The sequence below is a fragment of the Algoriphagus confluentis genome (assembly GCF_036245625.1).
Taxonomy (GTDB): Bacteria; Bacteroidota; Bacteroidia; order Cytophagales; family Cyclobacteriaceae; genus Algoriphagus; species Algoriphagus confluentis.
In genome coordinates this window covers 317,190-334,688 of sequence record NZ_BTPD01000007.1, presented here as the reverse complement: position 1 = coordinate 334,688, position 17,499 = coordinate 317,190, and the positions used below count along the sequence as shown (strand labels likewise).

Annotated in this window: 15 protein-coding genes and 1 pseudogene; 12 read left to right on the top strand and 4 right to left on the bottom strand. The window is 43.6% G+C overall.

Annotated features, from left to right (window positions below):
* From AAA943_RS21895 to AAA943_RS12750, 3 genes and pseudogenes are all read left to right on the top strand, one after another.
* Positions 1 to 163: pseudogene (locus AAA943_RS21895) on the top strand (IS30 family transposase); the annotation flags it as partial.
* A 96-nt stretch (positions 164 to 259) separates the two neighbouring features.
* Positions 260 to 1,354 (top strand): bifunctional histidinol-phosphatase/imidazoleglycerol-phosphate dehydratase HisB, encoded by a 1,095-nt coding sequence (gene hisB, locus AAA943_RS12755; RefSeq protein ID WP_338224642.1) that lies wholly within the window; start codon positions 260 to 262, stop codon positions 1,352 to 1,354.
* Positions 1,355 to 1,439: 85 nt separating this feature from the next.
* Complete coding sequence (locus AAA943_RS12750) at positions 1,440 to 2,237, top strand: tetratricopeptide repeat protein (RefSeq protein ID WP_338224641.1); 798 nt, start codon at positions 1,440 to 1,442, stop codon at positions 2,235 to 2,237.
* Between the two features lie 2 nt (positions 2,238 to 2,239).
* On the opposite strand, the gene AAA943_RS12745 is transcribed toward AAA943_RS12750, so the two are convergent.
* On the bottom strand, positions 2,240 to 3,121 hold the full coding sequence (locus tag AAA943_RS12745; protein ID WP_338224640.1) for an ATP-grasp domain-containing protein: 882 nt from the start codon (positions 3,119 to 3,121) through the stop codon (positions 2,240 to 2,242).
* A 100-nt stretch (positions 3,122 to 3,221) separates the two neighbouring features.
* Between AAA943_RS12745 and AAA943_RS12740 the strand changes: the two genes are divergently transcribed.
* Positions 3,222 to 3,968 (top strand): polyprenol monophosphomannose synthase, encoded by a 747-nt coding sequence (locus AAA943_RS12740; protein WP_338224639.1) that lies wholly within the window; start codon positions 3,222 to 3,224, stop codon positions 3,966 to 3,968.
* Here the strand turns inward: AAA943_RS12740 and AAA943_RS12735 are convergent.
* The gene (locus AAA943_RS12735; RefSeq protein ID WP_338224638.1) at positions 3,952 to 5,169 is read right to left on the bottom strand and encodes an ABC transporter permease; all 1,218 of its coding nucleotides are present in this window, start codon (positions 5,167 to 5,169) and stop codon (positions 3,952 to 3,954) included. The two genes, AAA943_RS12740 and AAA943_RS12735, sit on opposite strands and share 17 nt — an antisense overlap.
* A 44-nt stretch (positions 5,170 to 5,213) precedes the next feature.
* Here AAA943_RS12735 and AAA943_RS12730 point away from each other — a divergent pair, with 44 nt between their 5' ends.
* The 8 genes from AAA943_RS12730 (at position 5,214) to AAA943_RS12695 (ending at position 13,422) form a co-directional block, all read left to right on the top strand.
* Positions 5,214 to 6,392, top strand: coding sequence for an exo-beta-N-acetylmuramidase NamZ family protein (locus tag AAA943_RS12730; RefSeq protein WP_338224637.1), 1,179 nt, complete (start codon positions 5,214 to 5,216; stop codon positions 6,390 to 6,392).
* A gap of 50 nt (positions 6,393 to 6,442) precedes the next feature.
* Positions 6,443 to 7,327 (top strand): protein adenylyltransferase Fic, encoded by an 885-nt coding sequence (gene fic, locus AAA943_RS21890; protein WP_420915604.1) that lies wholly within the window; start codon positions 6,443 to 6,445, stop codon positions 7,325 to 7,327.
* Positions 7,328 to 7,441: 114 nt separating this feature from the next.
* The gene (gene fmt, locus AAA943_RS12720; protein WP_338224636.1) at positions 7,442 to 8,386 is read left to right on the top strand and encodes a methionyl-tRNA formyltransferase; all 945 of its coding nucleotides are present in this window, start codon (positions 7,442 to 7,444) and stop codon (positions 8,384 to 8,386) included.
* A gap of 69 nt (positions 8,387 to 8,455) precedes the next feature.
* Complete coding sequence (locus AAA943_RS12715; RefSeq protein WP_338224635.1) at positions 8,456 to 9,298, top strand: DUF4412 domain-containing protein; 843 nt, start codon at positions 8,456 to 8,458, stop codon at positions 9,296 to 9,298.
* Positions 9,299 to 9,401: 103 nt separating this feature from the next.
* Complete coding sequence (locus tag AAA943_RS12710) at positions 9,402 to 9,905, top strand: dihydrofolate reductase (RefSeq protein WP_338224634.1); 504 nt, start codon at positions 9,402 to 9,404, stop codon at positions 9,903 to 9,905.
* On the top strand, positions 9,902 to 10,687 hold the full coding sequence (locus tag AAA943_RS12705; protein WP_338224633.1) for an SDR family oxidoreductase: 786 nt from the start codon (positions 9,902 to 9,904) through the stop codon (positions 10,685 to 10,687). The genes AAA943_RS12710 and AAA943_RS12705 overlap by 4 nt, the downstream gene beginning before the upstream one ends.
* A gap of 89 nt (positions 10,688 to 10,776) precedes the next feature.
* The gene (locus AAA943_RS12700) at positions 10,777 to 12,033 is read left to right on the top strand and encodes a competence/damage-inducible protein A (protein ID WP_338224632.1); all 1,257 of its coding nucleotides are present in this window, start codon (positions 10,777 to 10,779) and stop codon (positions 12,031 to 12,033) included.
* Positions 12,034 to 12,120: 87 nt separating this feature from the next.
* Positions 12,121 to 13,422 carry a dihydrolipoamide acetyltransferase family protein gene (locus AAA943_RS12695; RefSeq protein ID WP_338224631.1) on the top strand — a complete coding sequence of 434 codons (1,302 nt, stop codon included), beginning with the start codon at positions 12,121 to 12,123 and terminating at the stop codon, positions 13,420 to 13,422.
* 194 nt (positions 13,423 to 13,616) lie between these two features.
* Here AAA943_RS12695 and AAA943_RS12690 read toward each other — a convergent pair whose 3' ends face one another.
* Both AAA943_RS12690 and AAA943_RS12685 read right to left on the bottom strand, forming a co-directional pair.
* The gene (locus AAA943_RS12690) at positions 13,617 to 16,472 is read right to left on the bottom strand and encodes a response regulator (protein WP_338224630.1); all 2,856 of its coding nucleotides are present in this window, start codon (positions 16,470 to 16,472) and stop codon (positions 13,617 to 13,619) included.
* Complete coding sequence (locus tag AAA943_RS12685; RefSeq protein ID WP_338224629.1) at positions 16,472 to 17,476, bottom strand: hypothetical protein; 1,005 nt, start codon at positions 17,474 to 17,476, stop codon at positions 16,472 to 16,474. Before AAA943_RS12685 ends, AAA943_RS12690 begins: the two co-directional genes overlap by 1 nt.
* Positions 17,477 to 17,499 lie beyond the last annotated feature (23 nt).

Sequence of the window (17,499 nt, the reverse complement as noted above, 5' to 3'; positions counted from 1 at the left end):
GATTAGAGCTTTCTTACCTAAAAAAACTGACCTCAATGAAATCTCAACAGAACAAATACAAGCAATCGAAGCTAAAATCAATAACAGACCCGTTAGAAAGTTTAATTACCTTAGTCCAATACAAAAACTCAAACAAAAATTAGGTGTTGCACTTATAAGTTGAACATGGCAATTATTTTCCTTCTTGTGATAGACTAAAAGTATGGGAAAAGGCCTGACCTCCAAATCCAGGTCGTAAATCGAAATTCTTAAATCGTAAATGAAAAAAGTACTCTTCATAGATCGGGACGGTACGATCATCAAGGAACCCCCTACCGACTTTCAGGTAGACAGCTTGGAAAAATTGGAATTCCTCCCAAAAGCCATTTCCAACCTTCGGAAAATTGCTGAGGAAACAGACTACGAACTCGTCATGGTCACCAATCAGGACGGTTTGGGCACGGATTCCTTTCCAGAAAAGGACTTCTGGCCGGCACAATACAAAATGCTCAAAACTCTGGAACAGGAAAATGTCTTTTTCAAGGCTATTCACGTGGACCGGACATTTGAGCATGAAAATGCTCCTACCCGCAAACCACGTACGGGGCTTTTGACCGAATACTTTAACGATGAATATGATTTAGCTAATTCATACGTGATAGGGGATCGGTTTACCGATGTGCAGCTTGCGCAAAATTTGGGAGCCAAAGCCATCTTTATCGGAGATCCAAATCCCGATGCCGCACTTTCCACCAAAGACTGGGATGAGATCTATTCATTCCTAAAAATGCCTCCTCGACAGGCAGAAGTCAAAAGAACCACTTCTGAAACAGACATCTACATCAAATTGAACCTCGACGGAAGTGGAAAATGCGACATTTCCACAGGCTTGCATTTCTTCGATCACATGCTGGAGCAATTGGGCAAGCATGGAAGTACTGACCTGGAAATCAAGGTGAAAGGGGATCTACACATTGATGAGCATCATACGATTGAAGACACGGCTTTGGCTTTAGGTGAAGCCTATCTAAAGGCTTTGGGAGATAAAAAAGGCATTTACCGCTATGGATTTATGCTTCCAATGGACGATGCTTTGGCACAGGTAGCTATTGATTTCGGAGGACGCCCCTGGATTGTGTGGGATGCCAAATATACCCGCGAAAAAGTTGGAGATATGCCCACGGAGCTCTTTTTTCACTTTTTCAAATCCTTCACTGACACAGCAAAGTGCAATCTGAATATCAAAGTGGAAGGAGACAACGAACATCACAAGATCGAGGCTACCTTCAAAGGTCTCGCACGAGCCATCAAAATGGCCGTAATGCGGGATGCAAGGAATATCAACCAACTCCCAAGTACCAAAGGAGTGCTGTAAAAAAGGAAAGCTGCCAAGGCAGCTTTTTTTGTGTCTTTTAAGTAATTTTTATTCCATTTTTGAAATTGTTTTTGTTTATTTCGTTATGAAACGATTTCATCATATTCTTACGGGTTTAGCTATTCTTTTACTGATCTCCTGCAGTGCCGACCCTGCCGAGATTGAGGCCTTGTACCAAAGCGGTCAATATGAAAGAGCAATTGAGGCCATCAATCGTAGGCTATTCCTCCATGTCAACGAAATCAAATCCATTCATATCCGGGCTAGGTGTTATGAGGAATTGGGAAAAACCAAAGAAGCCATAGCAGACTACGAAACGATCATTTCCATCGATCCAGCTTATGCTCAGGCTCATGCAGGGATCGGAAAAATCCTTTTCGAAAAAGAATACTATAGACAAGCAGAGCTCCCAATACTCAAAGCTTCAAGCCTGGACCCGGAGGACTTTGAAATCCTGTATTTGGCAGGCAGATCTCAGCTGATGGTCAAAAACTGGGAGAGGGCCGAAAATTTCCTCAAACTGGCCCAAACTATGAATCCGGACTTTGCAGAAACCTACTACTACATGGGAATGGCAAGAGCAGGTCGAGGAGACATCTATGGAGCAGCCGCCTCCTTCAACACCTATTTGAAGAAGGAACCTGACAACATTACTGCACGATATAACCGGGGTTTTGCTTTGCTCAAGATCGGTTATTTGTCATGGGCTTTGGAAGATTTTGACTTTGTGCTCAAAAACCGTCCTGACCATATCGAGGCTTTGGGCAAAAAAGGAATTTGCATGGCAAGAATGGGAAACCCAGAAGGATGTCAACTAATCAAAGAAGCTGCTGATAAAGGAAGCGACTATGCTCTGAATAAAATGGAAGAGTATTGCTCTTGAACTTAACTCAAAAGTCGCTCCCGGACCGCTTTTTTATAGTTTGATAGGGCATCCTTGGTCAAACCAAGAAACAAATAAGGCTCGATCAATTCGAGTTCCATCAAATGAAAAACCCCTTCAATTAGGACTCCATCCACTCGCCCGTAGAGGGTATTTTTCCCAAATTCATCGATCAGTTTTTGGGCTGGATTCAGCAAATCCGGACCCGGGTGAACCACTTGAATCGTACCTCCAAAATAATGCTGTACCCGGAAATCTTCCTTAGCTGGAGTCTTTAATACCGCATGCGAAAAAGCACCATTGAAGAACAGTAAGGAATACTCTCCCACCTCAGCCACTTCTTTCACAAAAGGTTGAGCCAAGAATTCTTCCTGCTTCAGGAGTTGGATCACCTGATTCTCAAAATCAGCCCATCTGTTAACAGGAATCTTCAGTGTATTTTTCGCTCCTCCGCTTACCACAGGCTTAATGACCAAGGTATCTGTCTTGATTTTTTGCATGATCCTACCCACATCTGGCTTTGAACCTTTTTCCAACAAAACACCTGCGATTGTAGGAAACCCCTTGGACTCGATCTCCATAAGATATCTCTTGTCGGAATTCCAACGGATCAGATCCAAATCATTTAATACCGGAAGCCTTAAAGCCTGTATTTGATCCATCCAAGCCAAAAATTCGGGATAATAATCAAAGTAATCCCAGACAGATTTGATCAATAAATGGGAAAAATTGGACCAATTCACTTCAGGGTCAGACCAAGCGACGATTTGATGAGAAAGCCCTAATTTCTTCAAAACTTGAGAAAGAAGTTGGTCTTCATCGATGGTATTGGCATCATAAGCACCGATGGAAAAATAGCTGACTATGGCAATATGGGGGTTCATAAGGGTAAATTTTGCCGCAAAACTAGATGATCTCCAAGATTCAAGTCCACCACTCCTCAAAAAATCCACCTGAACTCTTACTTTTGAGCTTTGAAGCACTATGAACCACCGAAAACTCGTCATCATTCCCACCTACAATGAACTGGAGAATATCCGGGAAATGGTGCTTGCTGTAATGGGACTTGAGGGAGAATTTGAACTCCTGATCATTGACGATGGATCTCCTGACGGAACCGCAAGTGTGGTAAAAAATCTTCAACAAGACTTTTCAAACAGACTTCACCTTTTGGAGAGAAAAGGAAAGTTAGGCTTGGGAACGGCTTATATCACCGGATTTAAATGGGCTTTGGATAGAGAGTACGATTTCATTTTTGAAATGGACTGCGATTTTTCCCACAATCCAAAAGATTTGATCCGACTATACGATGCCGTAAAAGATCGAGCTTTTGACCTTGCTATTGGATCACGCTACATCACGGGAGTAAATGTGGTCAATTGGCCGATAGGCAGAGTTTTGATGTCCTATTTCGCCAGCGTATATGTCAAATTTATTACAGGTCTTCCTATCAAAGATGCCACGGCTGGTTTTAAGTGCTATCACAAAAGTGTCTTGAAAGGAATCAATTTGGACGAAATTAGATTCATTGGCTATGCCTTCCAGATCGAAATGAAGTTCACAGCTTGGAAACTGGGATTCAAGTTGATCGAAGTTCCGATCATTTTCACGGACCGAACCAGAGGAGAATCCAAGATGAGCCCAAAAATCTTCAAGGAAGCGGTTTTTGGCGTGATTTGGATGAAAATCAAAAGTATTTTTTCCCCCTTTCGCCTCAATCAAAGCGAATAGACTTAATCGGGTCAACTCTGGAAATCACCAAAACAGGAATCCATAGTACCAAAGCAGTTAAAATCGCAATCCCAATATTCAACAGAATAAATACTGGCCAATTCCAATCAATGGGAACATAGCTCATATAGTAATTGGTCGGATCTAGTGGAATCAAGCGAAAGGTATCCTGCAAAAAGCCGATCCCTAAGCCAATAACATTTCCAATCACGAGCCCTCTTCCCAAAATCTTCATCCCATTCCAGAAAAATATTCTCCGGATTTGGGCATTTCGGGCTCCCATGGCCTTCAGCAATCCGATCATTTGAGTTCGCTCCATGATCAGGATAAACAAAATTGCTCCCATATTGAAAATGGCCACAAAGCCAATCAGAGAGATAAATACCACTACATTGGTATCAAGAAGGCTTAGCCAGTCAAAAATTTCCAGAAACCGATCCCGGCTATCAATCAACTTTAAGTCAAAATCCAATTTATTTTCTATCAAGGGCAAATATTCATCAGCCTTCAATGCATCATCCACAAAAATCTCCAGACCGCCCACTTGGTCCCTGTTCCATCCGTTGAGATTTCGGATAGTCTGAAGCTCCCCAATGACAATCTTTTCATCAAAATTCTCCAGATACGTCTCAAATATCCCAACCACTTCCACTCTTCTGAAGCGGGGAGGATCTTGGACAAAATAAAGGGTCACCCGATCACCTACATTCAGCAAGAGCTTATTAGCTACCAACTTACTCAGCATGACCTCATTACTAACACCGGAATCCGGAATAGTCAGTATCCGGCCTTCAACCAAGTATTTCTTAAATTCAAGCGTATCAAAATCCTTCCCTACCCCTTTCATCAGGATTCCTTCCACCTCTTCCTCTCCTTTCATCAGGGCTGCTTTATGTCCAAAGGACTGAATTCGCTGAATAAAGGGAAATTGATCTGAAGATTGAGTGAATTCTGACTGAAAAGAAAAAGGCGCCTCCTCAAAGGCATTGCTCATCTGAAAGCGCTGCACCTGAAAGTGTCCGGTAAAACTATACACCCGATCGGAAACGGTCTTTTGAAAGCCGCCCAAAATCATAAAGGCCAGAATGGCCACTCCTAAGCCCAAACCTAAACTGCCGACTGCAATGCGATGAATGGTCCCAGAAAAACCCCCGGCCTGTTTAAAACTGATTCTTTTGGCAATGAAATAGGAAAGGTTCAAGGGACTCGGTTAAATTTGTTTTTCACAACTCCCCGCAAATTAGCATGAAGCAAGCGAAAAATTCACTTCTGATCGGTTTTTTGGCCTTTTTTACTCTAACCCTGTTTACCCAAACTACCATTGCCCAGCAAGTTCTTGTAGGAGCTGAGCAATCCCACCTATACCTTCCCATACTTCAGGGAAAAAAGGTGGGATTGGTCGGCAACCAAACCTCCATCCTTCCCCAATCAGCCAATAAACATGTGGTAGATTTTCTTCTGGAAAATGGAATCGAGGTCAAAAAAGTATTTGTGCCGGAGCATGGATTCCGAGGCACGGCTGATGCGGGAGAAAAAGTAGACAACAGCGTAGACCAAAAGACCGGACTGCCTATCATTTCCCTATATGGAAACAATAAAAAGCCATCTGCTGAGCAGATCAAAGATCTGGACGTGGTGATTTTTGACCTTCAGGACGTGGGAACCCGCTTTTTCACTTACATCAGCACCATGCACTACGTGATGGAAGCCTGTGCAGAACAGGGAAAAAAGGTCATCATCTTTGACCGACCCAATCCCAACGGAGGCTACGTCGATGGTCCGATGCTGAAAAAAGGCTTTGAGTCCTTTGTGGGAATGCACCTTATCCCTGTAGTCCATGGACTTACCGTTGGCGAATTGGCTCAGATGATCAATGGGGAAAAGTGGCTCAAAGGAGGTTTGACCGTGGACTTGGAAGTGATTCCGGTTAAAAATTGGATCCATGCTCAAGCTTACAGCCTTCCCGTGAAGCCTTCACCAAATTTGCCGAGCGACTTAGCAATCAAACTCTATCCCAGCACCTGCTTTTTTGAGGGCACGGTGATGTCTTTGGGACGGGGCACCTATGATCCATTTCAGATGTACGGCTATCCCGATCCCAAATTCGGGACCTTCACCTTCACTCCTGTGAGTATCGACGGCATGTCCAAAACACCTCCTCACCAGGACAAACTTTGCTACGGTGTGGACCTTCGAGGAGAGTCTTTGGACCATCAATTCACTTTGAAATACATTCTTGATGCATATCAGAAATCAGGAATGAAAGAGAAGTTTTTCAATAATTTCTTCAATACCCTTGCTGGCACAGATGAGTTGAAAAAGCAGATTTTGGAAGGAAAAAGCGAAGCAGAAATCCGGGAAAGCTGGAAAGCAGGTTTGGAAGAATTCAAAAGGAAAAGAGAAAAGTATCTGATTTATAAGTGATTTCAAAATCAGAATTATAAACCCTAATCTCTGAACTAACGAATTTCCCCATGACAAATCCTCAAAAAATATCCATTCGATTTTTTGACGACCGGGAAGTGCGTGCCCTTTGGGATGAGACGAATTCCAAATGGTGGTTTTCTGTGTTGGATATCATTGCGGTACTGACCAATCAGGACGATTACAACAAAACCCGTAACTACTGGAAATACCTGAAATCCAAACTCAAGAAAGAAGGAAGTCAAGTGGTTAGTGATACTACCCAGTTGAAATTACTTGCACCTGATGGAAAAAAGCGACTTTCCGATATGCTTGACTACGAGGGAATTATTGCTTTGGGAAAAACCTTTCCTGGGACAAAAGCCAATCGATTTATCGAATGGTTTACCTACAGCGAGGAGACCATCGACGGCAAAAGCAAAACAAAAGCCTATGCCCTTTTTGGAAGTTCATTCATCAATGGCATCGAAGTAGGTACTACGAAGGGTCTGCAGCAAATCCATGCCTATCTGTTTGGAGGATTATATGATTTTGCAGGACAAATCAGACAAAAGAATATCTCCAAAGGCGGATTCCAATTCGCTATGGTGCAGTTTCTGGAGGCCACTTTGAAGCGAATAGATGAGATGCCCGAGCGTACCTTTGATGAAATCACAGACAAATACGTAGAAATGAATGTGGCCCATCCTTTCATGGAAGGTAACGGCAGAAGCGCACGCATTTGGCTGGATTTGATTTTGAAAAAACGTCTAAAAAAATGCGTGGACTGGAGTAAAATCGGAAAAACAGAATACATAAGCGCCATGATACTAAGTCCTGTCGATTCCACCCCTTTAAAAAACCTGCTTGAAAACGCCCTGACCGATGAGATTGACAGCAGAGAGATGTTTATGAAAGGAATTGATTACTCCTATTACTATGAGGAAATTGATTGACAAAGACTGCCTGAAAATTTGAATCCAAGCAGACAGATAAATTTTAATATTAACTACTATTTGGATTGAGGTCTTTTGAAAATCCAAAGTCCAAGATCCAACACCGAACTCCGAATGTCGAATAAAGAAGTAAAGTCAAAAGAAGACCTACGAATCATCTACATGGGCACGCCCGAATTCGCTGTGCCTGCATTGGAAAAACTGGTCAAAGCTGGATGGAATGTGGTCGGAGTCATTACAGCTCCAGATAAGCCTCAAGGCAGAGGCCAGAAACTAGTAGGTTCCCCAGTCAAGCAAGCTGCCGAGCAACTCGGACTTCACATCCTCCAACCGACCAATCTCAAAAATCCGGAATTCCAGCAGGAATTAAGAGACTTGAAAGCTGACCTTCAGATAGTAGTTGCCTTCCGGATGCTTCCTGAGTCCGTATGGAATATGCCGCCCTTGGGGACTTTCAATCTTCATGCTTCTCTTCTCCCTGATTATCGGGGTGCCGCTCCGATCAATTGGGCGATTATCAACGGAGAAACAGAAACCGGCGTCACTACCTTTTTCCTCAAGCATGAGATTGATACCGGAAGTATTATTTTTCAGGAAAAAGTAGCTATCCTCCCCGAAGACGATCTGGGTTCGCTCTATGAAAAATTGATGACCATCGGCTCTGAACTGGTGGTCAAAACGGTAGAATCCATTTCCAAAGGTGATGTTAATCCTTTGCCCCAAGAGGAGTCAAAGGCCCTTCATCATGCACCCAAGATCTTCAAGGAAACCGGGAAGATCGATTGGCATCAATCAGCGGAATCCATCCACAATTTGGTCAGGGGGCTATCACCCTATCCGGCAGCATGGACCGAGTTTCAGGGAAAGATCTGTAAGGTGTTCAAAACGGAGGTCTCAAAAAAAAGCCTTTCTGGCAAAGAACCGGGAATGTGGGAGTCCGATGGGAAAAGCTACTTGACCTTTCAATGTGGAGATGGAAGTCTGGAAGTAAAGGAACTTCAACTGGAAGGCAAAAAACGGATGAAAACCGAAGAGTTGCTGAGAGGATTAAAGTGGTGAAGTTTCTTTTAGCTATTTACTTTTTATCTGATTTTTAAGACATTGCTATAGATTTTTAAATTAAAAACTATGAAAAAGCTAATTTTAATCTGCACCATGGCAGGATTTGCCACTATCCTGCCGGCCCAGGCCCAACTCTTAAAGAAAATCCAGAGTGCGGCACAGAACGCAACTCAAAATGCCACAAGCCCAAAAACGGAAAAAGAGGGCAAATCTCCAATGGAAGGACTTTTGGGAGGCATGATGCAAGTAGCCGATACCGAATCAGCCTATGATTTCACCGGGTACATGATCATGGAAGTCACTTCAATCAGTAAAAAAGGTAAAGCTGAGCCGCCATCCCGGATCAATTACCTGCTGAGTGACAATTCGGAATTTATGGGAATGTCCTTCTCTGACCCAAAAACGCCCGAAAATATCACCACTACCATCATGGATGTGAAGAACCAAGCCATGGTCATATTGATGGATAATGAGGGGCAAAAAACCAGCCTTGCCATGAAAATGGACTACGACCAAATTCAGGCCCTAGTAGACGAGGAAGCTGACGATCAAATGGAAGAAGAAAACTATTCCATGACCAAAACCGGAAATAAAAAAGACATTCTAGGCTATGCCTGCGAAGAATACCTGGTCAAATCCGAAGACGGGCAGGGAAATTATTGGGTAACTGAAGAGCCAATTGAGGGATTTTCGATGTTTTCTCCCCAAAGCAATCCCATGGTTTCCAACAAAACAGTGGAAAAGTACCAATCCTACTTCTCTAACGCGCCTAAAGGAACCTTTCTGGAAATGATTTTCACTGACAACAACGGAGAAGTCACCGATATGAAAGTGGTGGAAATCCAGACTCGATCTCCCAAAAAATTCGATATGGCCTCCTATCCCAATGCTATGGCGGGCATGAACTAATCGGACTTTTCAGAATTTTCGGCATCTAAAGGGCAGATTTTTCTGCCCTTTTTCATTTTTTGAAAAGCAAGACTGGTAAATTCAGGAATCAAAACAAAACCAAGTGAAAATCATCCTTATTGCCGCTGTAGCCAGCAACCAAGTCATCGGTAAAGACAATCAACTCATCTGGAAATTATCCTCTGATCTTAAGCGGTTTAAAAATTTGACTTCAGGTCATTATATTTTGATGGGAAGAAAAACCTTCGAATCCCTAGGGAAACCCCTTCCCAATCGAACCCATTTGATTGTAACCAGAAACCCGGAATTTCATGCTCCTGAGGGACATTACTCCTTTCCCAACCTAGAGGAGGCAGTTGTCTTTTGCAACAAATTGGAGGTGGAAAAGCTTTTTATCATCGGTGGAGGGGAAATCTACAAACAGGCTCTTTCATTTTGCGACACACTAGAAATCACTGAAGTTCATGCTTATCCTGAGGGGGATACCTTTTTTCCGACCATTGATCCCAAGGATTGGGAAGAAACGGAAAGAGAAAACTTCACGGCCGATGAAAGAAATGAATTTCCCTACTCCTTTGTCACCTATGAAAAGAAAGCCAAGCCATGAATAAGCCAGTGATTTGGATTACAGGCGCTTCATCCGGGATCGGTGAGGCTACTGCCAAAGTATATTCCAAAAAAGGATTTGATGTTATTATTTCGGCCCGAAAGGAAAAAGAACTGGAGCGGGTAAAAAGTGAATGCCAGCATCCCGAAAGTATACGGGTTCTCCCACTAGACTTGACCGAAACCTCCCAAATGGATGCTAAGGTAAAGGAAGCCATCTCTTTTTTCGGAAAGATTGACATTCTCCTGCACAACGGGGGCATCAGCCAACGCTCCCTTGTACAGGAAACCAACCTTGAAGTGGACAGACGGCTCATGGAAGTGAATTTCTTCGGAACTGTGGCTTTGACCAAAGCGATTTTGCCCCATTTTGTTCAAAAAAGGAGTGGACAGTTTGGCGTAGTTACCTCTCTTGTAGGAAAGTTTGCCTCACCCTATCGGTCCTCTTATGCTGCTTCCAAGCATGCGCTGCATGGTTTTTTTGACACTCTGAGAGCCGAGCATCACCAAGACGGTATCGCCGTAACACTAATCTGCCCGGGATTTATCAAGACTCAAGTCTCCGTAAATGCACTCACCGGGGATGGATCTTCTTTGGGAAAAATGGATGAAGCTCAAGCCAAAGGGATGAGTCCTGGAGCTTGTGCGGTGGAGATTTTTTCAGCGATTTCCAAGAAGAAAGAAGAGGTACTGATCGGAGGAAAAGAAAAGTATGCCGTGTACCTCAAGCGATTTTTTCCTGGTATTTTCTCAAAAATTCTACGCAAAGCCAAGGTCAGGTAATCAAAAAGACATTCTCAATTTTTCCAAGAACCTATTCTCCTCAAAAGAATCAAGCATTAAAACATCACCCTAAATAACAAAGCGAGTAAATGAAACTTGTACGTGCTGAAATCATCGCAATCGGAGATGAACTTCTCTATGGACAAATCATGGATACCAATTCCCATTGGATCAGTCAAGAACTGGATTTGGTCGGAGTAAAAGTGGTCAGGAAAACCACGGTGGGAGATAATCGGGCAGATATTCTCGCTGCTTTTGCGGCTGCCGAAGAAAGAGCCGACCTGATATTGATCACGGGGGGATTGGGACCGACCCAAGATGACCTGACCAAGCCACTTTTGGCAGAGTACTTTGGCTGTGAAGTTGTAGAATTTCCCCAGGCAGTGGAAGCTGTCACTTCCTTTTTTAAGCGAAGAGGTAGAGAAATGACCCCACTCAATATTCTGCAAGGCCATCTTCCCTCCTGCTGCACCTATGTGCCCAATGAGGTGGGGACTGCTCCGGGAATGTGGTTTGAGCGAGGAGGGAAATACTGGATGTCTATGCCGGGGGTGCCTCATGAGATGAAGAAGCTCATGAAGGATTTTGTTTTACCCACTTTACCCAAAGTGGTGGCATTGCCTGTTATCTATCACAAAGTAATCAAGACGGTGGGCATTGGTGAGAGCTGGCTTGCTGACCTGATCAAAGATTGGGAAAACAACCTTCCGGAACATATTCGGCTTGCCTACCTTCCCTCCTTGGGTCATGTCAAATTGCGATTGACTGCCTTTGGAGACAATCTGAAGACCCTCGAGCAGGAGGTAGAAGTGCAAATCAGGCTGGTCATTCCGATCATCGATAAGTATGTGTATGGCTTCAATTCCGAAACCTTGGAGACTGCCATTGGAAAACTTTTGAAGAACGCAGGGAAAACTCTAGCTTTAGCCGAGAGTTGCTCAGGAGGCTATGTTTCCCACTTGGTTACCACTGTACCAGGCAGCTCAGCCTACTTTCAAGGTTCGGTTGTCCCCTACCACAATCAGTTCAAGGAGTCCGTTTTGGGAGTAAAATCCAAAACCTTGGAAACCTTCGGGGCCGTAAGTGAGGAAACTGTGCAGGAAATGGCAGCTGGAGTCAGAAAGCTGTTCAATGCTGATTTTGGTCTTTCCAGTAGCGGAGTAGCGGGCCCGGATGGTGGCTCTGAGGAAAAGCCAGTGGGGACCGTTTGGATTGCCTGTGCCGGAGAAGATTTCATGGAAACCAGAAAACTTCAATTGACTCAGGACAGAATGTTGAATATCCAACTGACCGGTGTGGCAGTCTTGAATTTATTGAGAATGTGCTTTTCCAGAAAAGACAAATAAAATTTTATAAGAAAGGTTTGGGAAGGTATTCGATAAAATTTAATTTTAAAACTTGAATATAAACCCAATTTAATTACCAAATACGATATGGCAAGTGTAGAAATGCTAATGCCCAAAATGGGTGAAAGTATCATAGAAGGCACCATTTTGACCTGGCTTAAAAAAGAGGGAGACCCCATCGAGGCGGATGAGTCTGTCCTGGAAGTAGCTACAGACAAGGTGGATACCGAAGTACCTGCCACCCATGGTGGGGTTTTGAAAAAAATTCTTGCAAAAGAAGGAGATGTAGTAGCTGTAGGCGCTCCAATAGCCATTATTGAGACCAACCAAGAAGTAGAAGCTTCAGCTCCTAAATCAGAAGCCCCATCTTCAGCAAAAGAAGAATTGGTAGCTGCTGCACCTGCGCATACTGCTTCTTTGATTTCCAAAGCCGAGTCAGAAACCACAGGTCCGGCTGAAGACGGAAGATTCTATTCCCCCTTGGTCAAAAGCATGGCTAAAGAAGAGGGGATTTCTGCTTCCGAGCTTTCGGCTATCCCAGGAACGGGCAAGGATGGTCGTGTCACCAAGCAGGATATGGTGGATTACCTCAGCAAAAGAGGAGAAAAGGCGCCAGAACCAATCCCAGCTTCACCAGCACCATCCATTTCTGCTCCAAAGGTACAAGTCAGCATTTCGGCTTCCGACGAAATCATCGAAATGGATCGCATGCGAAAAATCATCGCGCAGCGAATGGTCGAATCCAAGCGAATTTCAGCTCATGTGACCTCATTCGTGGAGGCGGATATGACTGCCATTGTTCTTTGGAGAGAAAGAAACAAAGAAGCATACAAAAAGAAATATGGAGAAGGAATCACCTTTACCCCATTCTTCATCGAAGCAGTGGCCAAAGCCATTCGTGATTTCCCAATGATCAATATCTCCGTGGATGGAGAGCGAATCATCAAGAAAAAAGACATCAATATCGGGATGGCAGTAGCCTTGCCATCAGGTAATCTGATTGTCCCGGTCATTAAAAATGCAGATCAGCTCAACCTCGTTGGCATATCTAAGGCAGTCAATGACTTGGCCAACAGAGCCAGAACCAATAAGTTAACAGCCGACGACCTTTCAGGAGGAACCTATTCCGTATCCAATGTGGGTTCCTTCGGAAATGTGATGGGTACTCCGATCATTCCTCAGCCTCAGGTAGCCATCTTAGCTGTGGGTGCTATCGTCAAAAAGCCTGCAGTGATAGAAACTCCAACCGGGGATGTGATTGCGATCCGACATAAAATGTTCCTATCTCACTCCTATGACCACCGGGTGGTAGACGGAGCATTGGGAGGAATGTTTGTCCGCCGGGTAGCGGATTACCTTGAAGCATTTGACATGAATACCACTTTGTGATTTGATTAAAAATCAGACCTAAAAGAGGCTGTCTAAAAAGTAGGGGTTGTCACATTGAACACTTGAGAAACGAGAGTTTCGAGATCCAAATGTACTCCAAATAACTGGAAATGGCCTTCGACTCCTGTCACCCTGAGCGAAGTCGAAGGGTCAGGCTGACAACGAAACGATTTATTAGACAGCCTCTTTTTCTTTTAGGAGATTTCTTCTCCTCTGACTTTCCTGAAGTAAAACTCCAGCTTGTCGGCTAGGACCGCGAGTCGGATGGGTTTGGTGAGGTAGTCATCCATCCCTGCCTTCAAGGCCTCTTTTTGATCTTCTTCAAAAACATTGGCTGAAAGCCCAATAATAATCAGTCCTTTCTTGTCTTTGAGCTTTCTGATTTCACGGGTAGCTTCCAATCCGTTCATATCGGGCATTTGCACATCCATGAGCACCACGTCAAAATCTCTATCCTGTACTTTTTCTACCGCCTCTTTCCCGCTTTTTACGGTCTCATATTGGAAGCCCAACTGTTCAAACATCAAGGTCATCAACTGCTGATTGAGTTCATTATCCTCCGCTAAAAGCACCCGAAGAGGAAATTCCGCCCCCATTTCTTTGACATCTTTCCAAGTCAATCCCTGATTGCCTCCGGGATGCACTTCCTTTTCTGATTTTTTGACCATAATCGAGAAGGCAAACTTGGAGCCATGGCCGAGTTTGCTTTCGATTTTCAATTCACCACCCAGAAGTTCGATCATCCGCTTGGCTATCGCCAAACCCAGACCTGTACCGGGAAAAATCTTGGAAATGGAGCTATCTACCTGGTAGAAAGGCTGGGTTAAATGGTGAATATTTTCCTCCGAAATCCCAATACCCGTATCCTGAACCTCGTAACTTAAAAAATACAAATCCGACCCAATATCCTCCATGCCCAACTGAACCGTCACCTGACCTCCTTCCGGGGTAAACTTGAGCGCATTTCCTATCAGATTGAGAAGTATCTGGTTGATCTTATTCTTGTCTCCTTCAAAGACCAAATTTTTGGTATAAGTAACCGAAACGTTCAAGTTGATCCCTTTTTTCTTTGCCAATCCAGAAAGCATTTCTTTCTGAACATGAATTTCTTTTGCCGGATCAAAGATCTCTTTATTAATCTCAATTTTCCCTGACTCGATTTTGGAATAGTCCAAAATATCCCGAATAATATCCAAAAGGGTGTTGCCAGAGTTTTTGATTATTTCCACATACTGCTTTTGGATTTGGCCCAATTTGGTTCCTTCGAGCAAGTCGATTATCCCCAAAAGTCCATTCATCGGTGTGCGGATTTCATGACTCATATTGGCCAAAAACTGGGACTTGGCCTGACTGGCTTGGTCTGCTGCATTCATCGCTTCTACCAATCCCTTTTCCCATATTTTCTGACTGGTAATATCTCTGGATAGGGACATGACCTGATTGTCATCCAAAAAGAAAAAACGCATCTCGTAGTGTTTTTCACCCATTGGAGAATTCCAAAAGACCTGAACAGTCTGAATTTTTCTGGTTTGAATAGCTTTCTTGAATGCTCCGGTGACGAGCTCTCCCTGATTGTGAGGTACGATTTCAGAAATATTTCTTCCCAAGGTTTCTTTGGCTGTAGCCAAAAGTGCCTCAGTATCCATGACATGAAAGTCCACCACAATTCCTTCTCTGTTGTAAATGAAAATAGTGTCCGGTATATTTTTAATCAGGTTTTTCAGACGAGTCTCGCTCTGCAGGATTTCTTGCTGAGCCAAATACTGCTTGGTAATATCAATCCCTAGCCCGAAGCCTCTTTCAAATCTTCCCTCATCATTAAAAATAACTTTGGTGAATACCCGAACTCTGATTTTTTCTCCGTTTGGCTTGACAAAATCCGATTCCAAATCAACAAGATCTTTACCCTGAGCCACCAACTCCATCACCTTGGCTTTTACCTGGTTAGCCTCGGGATGATTGGAGTCTTTCTTGAAGGAAAAAATAAAGTCTTCTCTAGTGTGACCTAATATTTCCTCCACCTGCTCACTTACTTCCGTAATCTGTCCTAGGTAATCATGAAAAAACACAAAACCCTTCAATTCTTTCAAAAGGAGGTTCTGCTGCTCGAACAGAGAGGAAATTTCCTCCAAGTTCTTTTCCCGAAGTCGGTCTGCCTTAAATTTACTTTTAAGAGAAAAAATAAACACGGCGATCATTCCAACCAGGAGAAATGCTAGAATGAAAAAGACAAAAAGATAGGTGGAATATATCCCTGAAGTGAGGTTCTCGCTAGGCACCAAAAAGATCAGTGCAGCATTTCCCATGGATGGGGAAAAATTAAATGGGTATTGGGCAAGAGTACCGGAGACCTTGCCCTTAACCCCATCATTCCAGGTAGCTGGATAAATCCCCTTTAAGCCGATGGAAATATCTTCCATAGCCAACCGAACTGCTTCTTGGTCAGAAGACAAAAAGATACTGTCTCTTCCTTGATCCAGAGAAACCAAGTTTTCATCGAAATACAGAAACTTTTCCCCTCCCTGATCCAAATAGAATATCGAGACATACCCTCTGGAAAACTTGGGCAAGTTCAAATTAAAAACGAACTCAACGCCTTCCCGCTCGAGGTGGATGAAGCTTTCAAGTCCTCCTGATTTGGGTAATCCTTCTGAGACTTTCTGTGCCAAAAAGTCATTTCGGGAAGTCAGAGAAAACAACAAAACCGAGTCTCCCAGATCCATCCATAGGTTATCGATCATTCCAGGAAATGCATTAAACAGCTGCCGGGTAGTTCTGACCAAGCGATCCGGGTTAGCCTTCAACTCATTCAAACGATCTGCAACGTTATCCGCAAAAAAACCGGTCTCTGACAAAAACCTGTCCACTTCCGATTCCAGTCCTCTTGAAGCCAAGGCCGTCTGTTGACTCAAAAAATCCTTTCTCGATTGCACTTGAGTTTGATAAATGGCATTGAAAAAGCTAAACCCAAGGAAAATCACCATAAAAATCAAGGTAGAACCCACAGCAGTGAGCAAAAAGAAATTAGAGCGTTTCAGGGGACTGGCCATCAGCTATTGGGTATGATTTGGATCATGTACCAGTCAATTTCCTCAAATGGAAGACAAAGGGCTACTTTCAGGTTTTTTTCTTCATTGAATTCGAAAACCTTTTTTTTGTTCAATAGAAACTCCTGAGCCATTTTCCTGACTTCTTTGCTTCTGCTTTGAAAAAGATTGAAGTCGGATACCCGAAAATTCTCTGATTTGACTGTCTCCCGATAGACATGATTCTTAAGCGGAGGCATGCTGATCGTCTCAATAGCTCCTGCCTTACCCGCAACGATATCTCCCTTGGCATTGACCAAAAGATACTCCCCATCGTAGTCCTGCAAATAGGTATAAATCACATCATCAACCGTAAAATCCACGCCTAAAACTGCAAAAAGGGAGTTGTCTTTATAAATGGGATGGACTAAGGAAACAATCCACCCTCTGCCTGCCGGATCTACATAGGCATCGGGAATCCAGACCAAGCCTTTGTTTGGATTGTTTATCTCGTTGGCCGCGTAGTAAAAATTAAATTGGGTGACGTCAATGTTCGGATCTACAATATTTTTATGGTCATAGCAAGGGTACACCCTGCTGACTTGGAGTGCAGAGTTGCTGTAAACCTGAGCCACCAGCTCATTTCTTTTGACAAATTGTGCAAAATGGACATCCAAAAAGTTGGTGGCCGCCACTTCCTGAAGGGCCTGCTCCCGATCGGAGGTTGTATTTAAGATAATTATAGAGCTTTTGGTTGAGTCCAAGCCAGGAGTGGCCGTGGAAAACGGACCTTCAATCAGATACTTATCGTAATCCGCAAAGGTCAACAAGGAATCAAATCTGGCAATTTGATCCTCATAAAAGTGGGCCAGCGAATCCAAGCTCTGACTCATGAAAGCCCCCTGATCTTCCAATCGATCCACCATTTCTTCCAGATCCGAAAATTCTTCTTGAAAAGATTTCTGGGGCAAAAAACTGCAGGAACAAACTCCAAGGCCCAAAAACAAAAGATTCAGGTAATTTTTCATATTCCCCCGCTTGCGTGAAAGGG

Coding starts and splice junctions, on each gene's coding strand:
- AAA943_RS12685 (WP_338224629.1), bottom strand. CDS start 17,476: ATGAAAAATTACCTGAATCTTTTGTTTTTGGGCCTTGGAGTTTGTTCC.
- AAA943_RS12740 (WP_338224639.1), top strand. CDS start 3,222: ATGAACCACCGAAAACTCGTCATCATTCCCACCTACAATGAACTGGAG.
- AAA943_RS12705 (WP_338224633.1), top strand. CDS start 9,902: ATGAATAAGCCAGTGATTTGGATTACAGGCGCTTCATCCGGGATCGGT.
- hisB (WP_338224642.1), top strand. CDS start 260: ATGAAAAAAGTACTCTTCATAGATCGGGACGGTACGATCATCAAGGAA.
- AAA943_RS12695 (WP_338224631.1), top strand. CDS start 12,121: ATGGCAAGTGTAGAAATGCTAATGCCCAAAATGGGTGAAAGTATCATA.
- AAA943_RS12745 (WP_338224640.1), bottom strand. CDS start 3,121: ATGAACCCCCATATTGCCATAGTCAGCTATTTTTCCATCGGTGCTTAT.
- AAA943_RS12690 (WP_338224630.1), bottom strand. CDS start 16,472: ATGGCCAGTCCCCTGAAACGCTCTAATTTCTTTTTGCTCACTGCTGTG.
- AAA943_RS12730 (WP_338224637.1), top strand. CDS start 5,214: ATGAAGCAAGCGAAAAATTCACTTCTGATCGGTTTTTTGGCCTTTTTT.
- fic (WP_420915604.1), top strand. CDS start 6,443: ATGACAAATCCTCAAAAAATATCCATTCGATTTTTTGACGACCGGGAA.
- AAA943_RS12700 (WP_338224632.1), top strand. CDS start 10,777: ATGAAACTTGTACGTGCTGAAATCATCGCAATCGGAGATGAACTTCTC.
- AAA943_RS12750 (WP_338224641.1), top strand. CDS start 1,440: ATGAAACGATTTCATCATATTCTTACGGGTTTAGCTATTCTTTTACTG.
- fmt (WP_338224636.1), top strand. CDS start 7,442: ATGTCGAATAAAGAAGTAAAGTCAAAAGAAGACCTACGAATCATCTAC.
- AAA943_RS12715 (WP_338224635.1), top strand. CDS start 8,456: ATGAAAAAGCTAATTTTAATCTGCACCATGGCAGGATTTGCCACTATC.